This window comes from Arthrobacter sp. 135MFCol5.1 (assembly GCF_000374865.1).
In the GTDB taxonomy this organism is placed as follows: domain Bacteria; phylum Actinomycetota; class Actinomycetes; order Actinomycetales; family Micrococcaceae; genus Arthrobacter.
Map to the genome: position 1 here is coordinate 255,985 of NZ_KB895455.1, position 12,289 is coordinate 268,273.

The 12,289-nt window shown below is 65.8% G+C and carries 11 protein-coding genes, 1 tRNA gene and 1 pseudogene; 6 read left to right on the forward strand and 7 right to left on the reverse strand.

Annotated features, from left to right (window positions below; genetic code table 11):
* Positions 1-53: 53 nt before the first annotated feature.
* Positions 54-130, forward strand: a tRNA-Pro gene (locus tag C563_RS0109755).
* Between the two features lie 161 nt (positions 131-291).
* Here C563_RS0109755 and C563_RS0109760 read toward each other — a convergent pair.
* Positions 292-510: a hypothetical protein gene (locus C563_RS0109760; RefSeq protein WP_018761865.1), complete on the reverse strand. Its 219-nt coding sequence runs from the start codon at positions 508-510 to the stop codon at positions 292-294.
* 131 nt (positions 511-641) lie between these two features.
* Between C563_RS0109760 and C563_RS0109765 the strand changes: the two genes are divergently transcribed.
* The gene (locus C563_RS0109765) at positions 642-1,907 is read left to right on the forward strand and encodes a helix-turn-helix domain-containing protein (protein WP_018761866.1); all 1,266 of its coding nucleotides are present in this window, start codon (positions 642-644) and stop codon (positions 1,905-1,907) included.
* A gap of 50 nt (positions 1,908-1,957) precedes the next feature.
* Here the strand turns inward: C563_RS0109765 and C563_RS0109770 are convergent, their stop codons facing one another.
* Together C563_RS0109770 and purD are read right to left on the reverse strand one after the other, a co-directional pair.
* Positions 1,958-2,896, reverse strand: coding sequence for a phosphoribosylaminoimidazolesuccinocarboxamide synthase (locus tag C563_RS0109770; RefSeq protein ID WP_018761867.1), 939 nt, complete (start codon positions 2,894-2,896; stop codon positions 1,958-1,960).
* A 1-nt stretch (position 2,897) separates the two neighbouring features.
* Positions 2,898-4,214, reverse strand: coding sequence for a phosphoribosylamine--glycine ligase (gene purD, locus C563_RS0109775; RefSeq protein WP_018761868.1), 1,317 nt, complete (start codon positions 4,212-4,214; stop codon positions 2,898-2,900).
* A 99-nt stretch (positions 4,215-4,313) separates the two neighbouring features.
* Between purD and C563_RS0109780 the strand changes: the two genes are divergently transcribed.
* From C563_RS0109780 to C563_RS0109790, 3 genes are read left to right on the forward strand one after another with little or no spacing between them, the layout of a single operon-like run.
* The gene (locus C563_RS0109780) at positions 4,314-5,909 is read left to right on the forward strand and encodes a molybdopterin-dependent oxidoreductase (protein ID WP_026264608.1); all 1,596 of its coding nucleotides are present in this window, start codon (positions 4,314-4,316) and stop codon (positions 5,907-5,909) included.
* A 60-nt stretch (positions 5,910-5,969) separates the two neighbouring features.
* Positions 5,970-6,986: an asparaginase gene (locus C563_RS0109785; protein ID WP_018761870.1), complete on the forward strand. Its 1,017-nt coding sequence runs from the start codon at positions 5,970-5,972 to the stop codon at positions 6,984-6,986.
* Positions 6,987-7,025: 39 nt separating this feature from the next.
* On the forward strand, positions 7,026-7,403 hold the full coding sequence (locus C563_RS0109790; protein WP_018761871.1) for a sterol carrier family protein: 378 nt from the start codon (positions 7,026-7,028) through the stop codon (positions 7,401-7,403).
* Here the strand turns inward: C563_RS0109790 and C563_RS0109795 are convergent.
* From C563_RS0109795 to C563_RS0109810, 4 genes are all read right to left on the reverse strand, one after another.
* Positions 7,380-8,099, reverse strand: coding sequence for a Pr6Pr family membrane protein (locus tag C563_RS0109795; RefSeq protein ID WP_018761872.1), 720 nt, complete (start codon positions 8,097-8,099; stop codon positions 7,380-7,382). The two genes, C563_RS0109790 and C563_RS0109795, sit on opposite strands and share 24 nt — an antisense overlap.
* A gap of 67 nt (positions 8,100-8,166) precedes the next feature.
* Positions 8,167-8,928, reverse strand: a complete 762-nt coding sequence (locus C563_RS0109800; RefSeq protein ID WP_018761873.1) for an SDR family oxidoreductase — start codon at positions 8,926-8,928, stop codon at positions 8,167-8,169.
* A 14-nt stretch (positions 8,929-8,942) separates the two neighbouring features.
* A complete protein-coding gene (locus C563_RS0109805) occupies positions 8,943-9,686 on the reverse strand; it encodes an aspartate/glutamate racemase family protein (protein ID WP_018761874.1) in 744 nt (247 codons plus the stop codon).
* A gap of 37 nt (positions 9,687-9,723) precedes the next feature.
* The gene (locus C563_RS0109810) at positions 9,724-11,292 is read right to left on the reverse strand and encodes an NCS1 family nucleobase:cation symporter-1 (RefSeq protein WP_026264609.1); all 1,569 of its coding nucleotides are present in this window, start codon (positions 11,290-11,292) and stop codon (positions 9,724-9,726) included.
* Between the two features lie 310 nt (positions 11,293-11,602).
* Here C563_RS0109810 and C563_RS0109815 point away from each other — a divergent pair.
* Positions 11,603-12,289 (forward strand): annotated as a pseudogene (locus tag C563_RS0109815) (pyruvate dehydrogenase (acetyl-transferring), homodimeric type); the annotation flags it as partial.

Genomic DNA, 12,289 nt, shown 5'->3' on the forward strand with positions numbered 1-12,289 from the left:
TCGCATCGGGCCCCGCCATCGGCTATCCTTGTAAAGTTGCTTTTGCAGCGGATCGGGATGTAGCGCAGCTTGGTAGCGCGCTTCGTTCGGGACGAAGAGGTCGCAGGTTCAAATCCTGTCATCCCGACCATAACGGAAAGAGGGTCTCCACCGGAGGCCCTCTTTTTGCGTCTCTATTTGGTGACGCCCCGCCGGACACTCCCGCCGCAGTAACGCCACCACCCGGTTAAAAGGAATGGCCCCGGAGCTGTTGCTCCGGGGCCACCCTCGCCTCCTGGGTGAGGAAGCTGTTTATGCGGGATCAGGCCAGTTGCCCACGTACGTGGTGTAGGTAGTGCTGGTGGCCTTATCCTTCTTCACCTTTGCGGAGGCGGGGTCAGGCCAGTTGCCTACTGCTACAGACGTACTCGAATTATCGGCGACGGAGCCTGAGGCCAGGACAGCCGGAGCTGCCGCGGAAAAAGCCAGGGCCCCGGCCAGGACGGCCGCGGTTGCGATCTTCTTCAACATATAAGTTCCTCAATACGAGTCGGATTCGTTACAAAGCCAGCACTGTCCTTGTTGACACACATTGTAAAATATTTTCCACAGGGGCTGTCAAGCATCCGTCAGCCCCACTTGTCCAAAAGAGGAGGATACGCGTGGGCAACGGGTTCGGAGAAAAGCTCCGCGCGGAGCGCCTAGAGCGTGGACTGACGCAGGCCGAACTGGGCAAGGACCTGTACTCACCCAGCTACATCTCGCTGCTTGAAACGGGCCGCCGCGAGCCGACGGCGGAAGTCATCGAGGAGCTGGCGCGCCGGCTGGAGCTGGCACCGAAAGCCCTGGAGGCATGGAGCCAGCCCATTTCCGTCAGCGACGCCGAGTATGTACTCGCCGGCCTCTACGCCCGGCAGGCGTGGGACCTGCGCGACTATCCCTTGGCGGCAAGCCACGCGGCCACGGCCGCGAAGATCGCCCTGGAGGGGCGGAACACCAGTGCGTGGTGGAACATGACGTACATGCAGGCCGAGTGCCTGATCAAGCAGGGCAACTGGCGCGAAGCCCAAAAGATCATGGAGCACCTGCTGGAACATCCCATGGCCAGGGAATCGGCAGGACTTGCCGTCCGGGCACACCAGATGCTCGCCGGCATCTACCAGGGCCAAGGCCAGCTGAGCCTCGCCGTGGACCAGGGAATCCAGGCCGTGGACCTGTGCAAGCAGCTCCCCAAGGGATCAACCCTCATCATCAACGCCCACCATGCCCTCATAGGGGCACTGGCCGAGAGCGGACGGCTCGATGAAGCCTGGGGGTATTGCCAGGCCATGATCGAGCACGTGGACGAACTGTCCATGAGCCAGCTCGCCGGCGAGGTGGCCTGGGTGGTGGGTAACGTCGCCTTCATGCGGCACGACTACGCCGAGGGCGTGAAGCACCACGAGCGTGCGGCGCGCCTGCTCTCCCCCGCCAATGACATCGGGCTGTGGGCCCGGTTCAACAAGGCGTCGGCGGCGGTCCGCCTCTCCTCCGGCATCGTTGAGCCGGAAACGCTGTCTGCGATCGAACGTGCTGAACTGGCGCTGTCAATCGTGGGAGGCAACAAGTCAGACCAGCTGGAGGTAGCGTTCATTCGCGCCCGCTGGCTGTACCTCACCGGGGACATTGTGGCCGCCGTCGAGAAACTCCGAGAAATCCACGCCGAGCGCGCCAGCCTCGCCAAGCACACGGCTGGTGAGGTCTCGCTTCTCCTGGGCAAGTCGCTCAAGGCTGCCGGTGACACCGAGGAAGCCCTGGTGCACCTGGAGGAAGCCCAGAAGGCCTTTGCCGCGGCAGGCGCCCAGGACAGGGTCCAGCAGGCCTTGGACGCCATCCTTGAAATCAAGCTGGCCCAGAGGCGCGCGGCCGCGGCCGCGAAAGCCAGCTGAAGCAAGCCAGGTGAACCCGCCGTGGCGGGTCCACCTGGCGTGGCCGGGTCTCAGGCGAATGTCTTTCCGGTGATCTTCTCGTACGCTTCGACATACCGGCTGCGGGTGCGTTCCACCACGTCGGCAGGCAGGGCCGGCGGCGGGGTGTCGGATGACCGGTCCCAGCCGGAGGCGGCAGAAGTCAGCCAGTCCCGCACGTACTGTTTGTCGTAGGAGGGCTGGGCCTGGCCGGGCTTGTAGGTTGCAGCGTCCCAGAAACGGGAAGAATCAGGGGTCAGCACCTCGTCACCCAGGGTGATGGACCCGGAGACGGCGTCGTAGCCGAATTCCACCTTGGTGTCCGCGAGGATGATGCCGCGTTCACGCGCGATCTTCTCCGCCGTGGTGTAGATCTTCAGGGTCAGCTCGCTCAGGCGGGCAGCAATGTCATCCCCCACGAGCGCCACCACGGCGTCGTAGGTGATGTTCTCGTCGTGCTCACCGATCAGTGCCTTGGCGGATGGGGTGAAGATGGCGTGTTCCAGCCGGGAGCCGTCCACCAGCCCCTCCGGGAGCGGGATATCGCACACTGTCCCGGAGGCCTTGTACTCCAGCAGTCCTGAACCCGTGAGGTAGCCGCGGGCAATGCACTCCACCGGGAACATGTCCAGCTTCTTGCAGATCATGGCCCGGCCTTCCACCTCCGCGGGCACGCCGTCTTCCACCGTGGACCCGAGCACATGGTGCTCGACGCCCAGCTGGTCGAACCACCAGAGGCTCAGCTGGGTAAGGATGCGGCCTTTGTCCGGGATCTCGCTGGAGAGCACATGGTCAAAGGCGCTGATGCGGTCGCTGGCCACCACCAGGACGCAATCCTGGCCCAGGCGTTGCACGATCGACTCGTCGGCGGGTTCGTAAAGGTCGCGGACCTTGCCGGAGTAGACGTGCGTCCATCCCTGCAGTTCCAGGGTGTCCGCGGCGTAGCCTCGGTTCTCGGAAGTTCCACTCATGTCAGGCCTTCGCTTTCACTACGGGCAGCGATCCGGTGGCACCGTACGGCACCTTGATTTCCCCGCGGGCTGCCTTGCGGGCAATGTCGCTGCGGTACTGGGAGCCTTCAAGCTGGACCAGCTCAACGCCGTCGTAGGCCCTTTCCCGGGCCTCCACCAGGTCGCTGCCCAGGGCGACGACGGCCAGGACGCGGCCGCCGGCGGAGACCACCTTGCCCTCGTCGTCCAGGGCGGTGCCGGCATGGATGACGTGCACGCCGTCAAGGGCGTCCACTTTCTTGAGCCCGCGGATGCGGTCACCGGTGCGGGGCGTGTCAGGGTAGTTTTCCGAGGCCACGACGACGGCGACGGCGGCGTCCTTGGACCAGCGCAGCTCTTCCGCTTTGTCCAGTTCGCCCTTGGCGGCTGCCATGAGCAACGCCCCCAGGGGGGTCTTGAGCCGGGCGAGGACCGCTTGCGTCTCGGGGTCGCCGAAACGGACGTTGAATTCGATGACGCGGGTTCCGCGGGACGTGAGCGCGAGCCCGACAAAGAGCACGCCCACGAAGGGAGTGCCGCGGCGGGCCATCTCGTTCACGGTGGGCTGCGCCACCCGGTCAAGGACTTCCTGCACCAGGCCCTCGGGGGCCCACTCGAGCGGCGTGTAGGCGCCCATGCCGCCCGTGTTGGGGCCTTCGTCGTTGTCGAAGATGCGCTTGAAATCCTGGGCGGGTGAGAGTGCCACGGTGTTCTGCCCGTCGCAGAGGACAAAGAGGGAAACCTCGGGGCCGTCCAGGAACTCCTCGATCACCACTGATCCGCCGGCGTCGAAGCACGACTGGGCGTGGGCCAGGGCTTCGTCCCGGTTCCTGGTGACCACCACGCCCTTGCCGGCGGCCAGGCCGTCGTCCTTCACCACGTACGGAGCGCCGAAGGTGTCCAGCGCGGACGCTGCCTCTTCGGCATTGGTGGCCACCATGGCCATAGCGGTGGGAACGCCTGCCTCCGCCATGACCTCCTTGGCGAACGCTTTCGACGCTTCCAGCTGTGCTGCTGCCTTGCTGGGCCCGAACACGGGAATGCCGGCGGCGCGGACGGCGTCGGCCACACCTGCGGCCAGCGGAGCTTCGGGGCCCACCACCACGAGGTCGACCGTGAGCCGGGCAGCCAGCTCGGCAACAGCCTGGGGATCGTTGCCGTTGATGTTGTAGGTGGGTACCAGCTTGCTGATGCCGGCATTGCCGGGCGCCGCGTGGACTTCGGACACGTTGGGGTCGGCAAGCAGGGAGCGGACAATGGCGTGTTCGCGGCCTCCGGGGCCAATGACGAGTACCTTCACAGTCTCCAAGGGTACTTTGTGCACCCTTCCCGCTCCTAAGCTGTGACCTTCCCGGCCCGCCCGGTCAATCCGGACCACCCGCCGCTCCGAACCACCACCATGACAAAGCTTCGGAACCGCTTGACAGGCCCCTCCGCCCTGGCCGCCCTGGCAGGTGTGGTGGCAGCCGCCGTCGTACTTGCCGTTGCGGAGCTCCTCGGCGCATTCTTCACCGCCAGGGCAACCCCGCTGTTCGCCCTGGGGTCCACCTTCATCGACTTCACGCCGCCCCGGCTGAAGGACTTCGCGATCGCCACCTTCGGCACCAACGACAAGGCTGCCCTGTTCGTGGGCATGGGACTGACCATCGCCGTGCTCGCCTGCGTCCTGGGCATCGTGGCCTACCGGAAATGGGTCTTGGGCGTCCTCGGCGTCCTGTTCATGGGCGCGGTGATCGTTGCGTGTGTCGTGACGCGTGCAGGCGTCAGCGGAGTTGACGCCATCCCGTCAGTACTGGGGACGGTCGCGGGCCTGGTGGCCCTCCGCCTGCTGGTGGCACCGCTCTGGCGGCTGAAGGAAAGCAAGCCATGGCCCGAATCTCCGGCGGACCAGGCAGCCGACGCCGACGCCCGGCCGGGGAACGAAGGCGCCAGCCGTCGTCGTTTCTTCGCTGCGGCAGGGATCACCGCGGTGGCCGCCGGCATCGCCGCAACCGGCGGACGGTTGCTGGGCGCGGCGCGCAACAACGTGGCCAAGGCCCGCGAGGCGCTCACGCTGCCGGCGCCGGCCAAAGCCGCAGCAGCGGTTCCCGCCGGCGTGCAGTCGCCCGTCCCTGGCGTCACGCCATGGTTGACGGACAACGCCGACTTCTACCGGATCGACACTGCGCTGAGCGTTCCGGAAATCAACGTCAACGACTGGGAATTGCGCGTCCACGGCCTCGTGGAGCAGGAAGTCACCCTCACATTCCAGGACCTGCTGGATGCCAGCCTGATCGAATCACACGTCACCCTCACCTGCGTCTCCAACCCCGTGGGCGGCAACCTCGCCGGAAATGCCAAATGGCTGGGCCTGCCCATCCGCGACGTCCTGGCCCGGGCCAAGCCCAAGGACGGGGCGGACATGGTGCTCTCCACGTCCATCGACGGCTTCAGCGCCTCCACACCCCTGGAGGTCCTGCAGGACGGGCGTGACGCCATGCTGGCGATCGGCATGAACGGCGAGCCGCTGCCGCTGGAGCACGGCTACCCGGTGCGGATGGTGGTCCCGGGGCTCTACGGGTTCGTCTCCGCCACCAAATGGGTGGTGGACCTGGAGGTCACCCGGTTCACGGACAACAAGGCCTACTGGACCGAGCGCGGCTGGTCCGAACGCGGCCCGATCAAGACCATGGCGCGCGTGGAAGTTCCCAAGTCGTTCGCCAAGGTTCCCGCCGGAAAGGTCGCCGTTGGCGGTACGGCCTGGGCCCAGACCCGGGGAATCACCAAGGTTGAAATCCAGATCGACAACGGCGAATGGACCGAGACGACCCTCTCCACGGAAGCCTCCACCATTACGTGGCGGCAGTGGTCCTACGAATGGGATGCCACGCCGGGCCCGCACTACATCAAGGTCCGCGCCACCGACGGTACCGGGCAGGTGCAGACGGACCAGCGCGCAGACCCCGTCCCTGACGGTGCGTCAGGCTGGCAGTCGGTGATGGTGACGGTCCAATAGCCACCTGCGACCGGCCCGCGGGTGGCCTGCCATCCGCGGACCGGCCCATAGACTGGCAGTATGCCGCACAATCCGCATGCCACCTTCACCGTTGACTCCGCCGTCGAACTGGCCGTCATAGAACGCAGCGGCTTCGTGGAGTCCCGGCACATCGGCTCCGCGGTGCTGGTCGCCGCCGACGGCTCGGTGGTCACCGAGCTCGGCGACATCAACACCCCCATCTATGCACGGTCAACCCTCAAGCCCTTCCAGGCGCTGGCGTCCATGCAGTCGGGTGTTCCGCTGCGGGGCGCCCAGGTGGCCATCGCGTGCGGCAGCCACACCGGTTCGCTGGACCACATGGATGTGGTGGCCGGCATGCTGAAGGCAGCGGGCGTACGGGAGGACCAGCTGCAGTGCCCCGAAGCATGGCCGGAGGACGAAACGGCCCGGAACTGGCTGGTCCGATCCGAAAAGGGCAAGTCGCGGCTGGCCTACAACTGTTCCGGCAAGCACGCGGCCTTCCTGTGGGCCTGCACCGAGAACGGCTGGGACACGCACAGCTACCTGGAACCCAACCACCCCCTGCAGCAGCGGGTGCGCACCGTTATCGAGGAATACACCGGCGAGCGGATCGCGCACCTGGGCATCGACGGCTGCGGTGCCCCCGTGGCCGCGGTTTCGTTGAAAGGACTGGCGCTGGCGTACTCACAGCTGGCCAAGGCTCCCGCCGACCACAGCTTCAGCGCCAGGGCCGCGACGATCGCCACCTCCATGCTGGACTATCCCTGGGCCGTGCAAGGCCGGGGTGAAGCGAACACCCTGGTGATGGATGAGCTGGAAATCATCGCCAAGATCGGCGCAGAGGGCGTCCTGGCGATGGCCACGCCGCAGGGAGTCTCGGTGGCCGTCAAGATCCTCGACGGAAACGTGCGGGCAACCTCCTTGGTGGCCCTCACCCTGCTCGCCGCCGCCGGGGCCGTGGAGATTCCCGGAGTCGCCAGCGCCCTGGAAAAAGTGGTGGCTCCGGTACTCGGGGGCGGCCGGCCAGTGGGAAAAATCCGGTTGGGCCCCGCGGTATCCGCCCTCCTGGACTAGCACCAAAGCCCCTGCCGACGCCAAAGGAAGATTGAAAGCATGGCCACAGCCCGCCGTCGTATTGATATCCACGAAGGCAAAGCAGCAGTGAAGGCGTGGCTGGAAGCCGCCCAGTCGCCGTCGGACGCTCCCCTGCCGCGCGCCGCCCTGGCGACGGCCGTGCGGTACTCCCTGGAGGAAGTGACCGCCCGGGCGCCGGGAAACTCCGTGGAGGTGCGCGTGCCGCCATTCGGCGTCACCCAGTGCGTGGAGGGCCCGCGGCACACCCGCGGCACCCCGCCGAACGTCATTGAGTGCGACGCCGCCACCTGGCTGGGGATGGTCACCGGCCAGGTGGCGTGGGCGGACGCAGTGGCTGCCGGCAAAGTTGCGGCCTCTGGCCTGCGCGCAGACCTATCGTCCCTGCTGCCCCTCTAGCCCGGGCTCGTCGCCCGCGTGCCTGCCCCGGGCGGAGGTGCGGGGCTCCGCTGCCTCCGCCGAGGAAATCCGGGCCGGGTGGGGGACCGAGTCCTGCAGTTTCGTGGACAACGCCGCCACCACGGCGAAGGCAAAAGCGGCCACGGCAATAAGGACCGACATCACCGCAACCGTGCCGTAGCCGGCGGTCCGAGGGTCCAGGAACGGATAGGGATACCAGCCCACGATGGGACCCCGAACCAGGCTGTAGACCAGGTACAGCAGGGGAAAAGCCAACCACACCAGGGACGTCCGGACCGGAATCCGCACCCGCGGGAGGTCAACCAGCCAGTCGATCACCATGACGGTGGGGACCGTGTAATGGAGCACCACATTGACCCACGGGATGGGGGTGTTGACGTCGATATCGCTCAACAGCAGGCTGTAGGTGATCCCGGTGATGGTCATGTACACGGTGGCCGCACCCCGGAGGAGTTCAAGCCACCGCGGGCTAGCCCCCTTCCAAGCGAACCAGCCGGCAATCCCCAGGGTCACGAAGGCGATGATGTTCGACTCGATGGTGAAGTAGCTGAAGTAGTTTCCGGCGCTGGCCCCCGGCACATTCTGCATCAGGTGCAGCAGCTGGAACAGCACCGCGGCGAACCCCAGCAGCGCGAACCAGAAGCGGAAAAGTGCAAGTCCCCTGTTTGCGGTCATGTGCCGATCCTAGGCTCTGGGCGGCCGCCCGCCCCGCCGCGGCGACCCGGCGTGCCTGGCAGTACACCTAGCCACGGCCGATAAACGGCATTCCCGCCGCGGTGAGCACCACGGAACCGACGCTGGCCGATGCCGGCATGTTGGCCATCATCAACACGGCACGCGCCGCGTCTGCCACCGGAAACATCGGTTCCACCTTGCGGCTGCCGTCCGCCTGCAGCGCCCCGGAACCGACACCGATGGTGTCCATGATGTCCGTGGCGGTGTTGCCGATATCGATCTGCCCGCACGTGATGCCGTAACCGCGGCCGTCCAGGTCAATGCTCTTGGTCAGCCCGGTCATCGCGTGCTTGGTGACCGTGTAGGCGACGGTCCGCGGACGGGGCGAGTGGGCGGAGATGGACCCGTTGTTGATGATGCGGCCGCCTTGGGGCTCCTGGGCCTTCATCGTCCGGACCGCAGCGGCCGCGCACAGCATGGACCCGGTAAGGTTCACGGCCACCGTGGCGTTCCAGTCTTCGAGGGTGATGTCGTCAACGCCGGCCGACGGGCCGAACACCCCGGCGTTGTTGAACAGGACGTCCACGCGCCCCCACTGCTGGCGAACGGCCTCGAAAAGCCGCTCGACGTCGTCGGGCCGGGTGACGTCGCAGGGCATCACCAGGGCGTCCGGGCTGCCGTCCGCCGTTTCCAACAGCAGCGCCTCGCGCCGGCCGGCAAGTGCCACGCGGTAGCCGTCGGCCAGCATCTGCCGCGCCACCTCCCGGCCGATGCCGGACCCGGCTCCGGTGACGACGGCGACGCGGGCGGCGGGCTGTGGGGTGTTCATTCGGTTCTCCTGGCTCAAAGCTGCGCCGGAACGGCCGGCTGGTGCAGCGGCCAGCCTATGACGGTCTTGGGCCGCGGTGCAGCGTAGGTCCGCACTTTGGAGGTGGACAGGCGCATGCGCACCAACGATTCGGCGATGGTCACTGCCGAGGCCACACCGTCCACCACGGGGACGCCGGCCCGCTGCCGGATCTGCTCGTCCAGGCCTGCCATGCCGCCGCAGCCGAGCACAATCACTTCCGCTTTGTCCCGGGTAACGGCCAGCAGCGCCTCGTTGATAATGGCTTCCACGGCCCGTTCCGGTTCCTCTTCAAGTTCCAGGACGGCCATGCCGCTGGCACGGACCGACGCGCACCTGGCATCCAGGCCGGCCAGCTTCAACCGGTCCTCAATGAGCGGAACCGTGCGGTCCAGGGTAGTGACCACCGAGTACTTGTGGCCGAGGAACATCGCTGTGCTTGCGGCGGCCTCCGTGATGTCGACCACCGGAACATCCAGTAGTTCCTGCAGCCCCTCCCGGCCGTGTTCCCCGTAGCCGGCCTGGATAACGGCGTCGAACGGCCCGGGGTAGGAGGTGACGGCGTCCATGACTGCGATGGCGGCCAGGTAGCTCTCGAAGTTTCCTTCGCAGGAGTCGGCGCCGAACCGCGGCGTGAGGCCAACGATTTCGGTGCCCGGGGCAGCCACGGCACGTGCGGAGGCCGCGATGGAGTCGGTCATTGAGTGGGTGGTGTTCACATTCGCGACGAGGATGCGCATGGGAGAGTTCCTTTGTCGGCAGGGTGGGTGCCGGGGTTCAATGGGTGCTGGCGACGGCGATGGCCTCGCCGTCGTGGTCCACCAGCACTTGGTTGCGGTCGGCAATGAAGAAGTACAGCGCGGCGGCGATGCCTGCGGCGAAGAACCAGGCAAACGGTGCCGCCGCGGCCAGGCCGGGAACGAAGGCGATCAGCAGGGCAAGGACGGCTGCCGGTACCATGGCGATGATCGCGCGGGGGTTGACGCCCTTCTTGTAGAAGTACGCGCCCTCCGGCGATGCCGTGTAAAGCTCCGGCACGTTGACCTTCCCTCGCCTGATCAGCCAGTAGTCAGCCATGACCACGCCGAACAGCGGGCCGAGCAACGCCCCGAGTCCGCCGAGGAAGTACACGATGACCAGCGGATTGTTGTAGAGGTTCCAGGGCAGGATTACCAGGCCGATGCTGGCGGAGACAATTGCCGCCTTGCGGAAGTTCAGTTTCTTGGGGAACAGGTTTGTCAGGGCGTAGACGGGGGCCACGAAGTTGGCCATGAGGTTCACGGCGATGGTCAGGATCAGCAGCGCAAGGCAGGCCAGGACCAGGAACAGCGTGTTGGGAATGGTCTGGACGATGTCCGACGGGCTTTTGATGATGGTCCCGTTGATCTTGAACTGTCCACCGGCCATGACCACCACGATCGCGCCGAAGACGAGCATGTTGATGGGGATGCCCCAGAAGTTGCCACGTACCACGGCCTTCTTCGACACCGCTGAGCGGGTGAAGTCGCAGAAGTTGAGGACGAAAGTGCCGTAGATGGAGACCCACAGCGCGCCGCCGGCAAAGATGGTGAGCCACATTTCCGGGCCTTCCAGGGCCTTATTGGAAGCCCAGGCGATGCTGCCTCCGGCTTCCACGAAGATCCAGACGGCCATTGCTGCCATGGTGGCCAGGATGACCGGACCGGCGAAAGCCTCGTACTTGCGGATCATTTCCATGCCGAAGCTGACGATCACCAGTTGGACCACCCAGAGCGTCACGAATGCCATCCACCCGAGCGTGGACAGGCCCAGGATCGAGTCCTTGTCCAGCTCTGCAAGTGAGGGGAACATGACTGTGAGCATCACGCGGAAGACCACCGATGCGAGGTACGTCTGGATACCGAACCAGGCGACCGCAACGGCCCCGCGGAGGAGGCTGGCGATCTGTGCCCCGCGGATACCGAAGCTGATCCGGCTCATGACCGGGAAAGGCACACCGGTCTTGACGCCCATGAATCCTGACAGGGTAAGGAGCCCGAACAGCAGTGCAGCCCCGATGCCCAGGGCAAGGAGGATCTGCCATCCACCCAGCCCAAGGGCGAAGAGTCCGATGGCGAATGCGTAGTTGCCCAGGCTGTGCACGTCGTTGGCCCAGAGGGTAAAGATGCTGTAACTGGTCCAGCTGCGGCCGGCGCGCTTGGTCGGGGCAAGGTCAGTGTTGTACAGGGTGGGGCTGATGCTCGTGCCTGACGCCGCGCTGGCGGAATCGCAGAGGGCTTCGATAGTGCCAGACGGGTGGACAGTACCGGCTGACGGCTTTGTCAGGTCCTTGTCCGCGTCCACGCCCGCCGATGGTGGGGTTCGCATGGGGGTCTCAATTCTTGGGCCGATTCCGAGTGGTGAGTCCGACCGGAGGTCGTTGCTGTTATTCCACATTGCGGAAGTGAGATATTGAATAGTGAAATAAGAGTATGACCCAGGTCACGGGCGGTCAAGCGTCGCAGCCACCGCACTACGGTCACAAATGGTCGGTTGCCGCCGATGGGCGACATCCAGGGCGAGGTGATGGCCGTCGCGTTGACCCGCCGGGCCTGCCTCAGTAATCTCATACTGCAATAATGTTTTCTCACAATACGAAAACATGCGCAGATGCGTTCAACGATGAAAAGAGGCTGCCGTGGCTGCAGGAGAAGATACCTCCCATATCCTCAGCGGGTTGACTAACCAGCTGCCTGATCGTGATCCGGAAGAGACTGCCGAGTGGGTTGAGTCCCTGGATGCGTTGATCAGGGAACAGGGCACTGAGCGTGCCCAATACATCATGCGGAGCCTGCTGCAGCGCGCGGGCGCGCAGAGCGTCGGGGTGCCGATGGTGACTACCACCGATTACGTGAACACCATCCCGGTGGACCAGGAAGCGGAGTTTCCGGGCAACGAGGAATTCGAGCGCCGGTACCGGGCGTACATGCGGTGGAACGCCGCGGTGATGGTGCACCGGGCGCAGCGGCCCGAGATCGGCGTCGGCGGGCATATCTCCACCTACGCTGGGGCCGCGACCCTGTACGAGGTCGGGTTCAACCACTTCTTCCGCGGCAAGGACCACCCCGGCGGCGGGGACCAGGTCTTCTTCCAGGGCCACGCCTCCCCCGGCATGTACGCCCGGGCGTTCATGGAAGGACGCCTCTCCGAGGAAGACCTCGACGGGTTCCGGCAGGAAAAGTCCCGCGCCGGCCACGCCCTGTCCTCCTACCCGCACCCGCGGCTGATGCCGGACTTCTGGGAATTCCCCACCGTGTCCATGGGCATCGGGCCGATGAACGCGATCTACCAGGCCCAGAACAACCGCTACCTGCACAACCGGGGC

Excerpts from the sequence above, each read along its gene's own strand:
- C563_RS0109780 (WP_026264608.1), top strand. The coding sequence starts at position 4,314 with ATGACAAAGCTTCGGAACCGCTTGACAGGCCCCTCCGCCCTGGCCGCC.
- C563_RS0109770 (WP_018761867.1), bottom strand. The coding sequence starts at position 2,896 with ATGAGTGGAACTTCCGAGAACCGAGGCTACGCCGCGGACACCCTGGAA.
- C563_RS0109785 (WP_018761870.1), top strand. The coding sequence starts at position 5,970 with ATGCCGCACAATCCGCATGCCACCTTCACCGTTGACTCCGCCGTCGAA.
- C563_RS0109795 (WP_018761872.1), bottom strand. The coding sequence starts at position 8,099 with ATGACCGCAAACAGGGGACTTGCACTTTTCCGCTTCTGGTTCGCGCTG.
- C563_RS0109810 (WP_026264609.1), bottom strand. The coding sequence starts at position 11,292 with ATGCGAACCCCACCATCGGCGGGCGTGGACGCGGACAAGGACCTGACA.
- C563_RS0109805 (WP_018761874.1), bottom strand. The coding sequence starts at position 9,686 with ATGCGCATCCTCGTCGCGAATGTGAACACCACCCACTCAATGACCGAC.
- C563_RS0109760 (WP_018761865.1), bottom strand. The coding sequence starts at position 510 with ATGTTGAAGAAGATCGCAACCGCGGCCGTCCTGGCCGGGGCCCTGGCT.
- C563_RS0109800 (WP_018761873.1), bottom strand. The coding sequence starts at position 8,928 with ATGAACACCCCACAGCCCGCCGCCCGCGTCGCCGTCGTCACCGGAGCC.
- C563_RS0109790 (WP_018761871.1), top strand. The coding sequence starts at position 7,026 with ATGGCCACAGCCCGCCGTCGTATTGATATCCACGAAGGCAAAGCAGCA.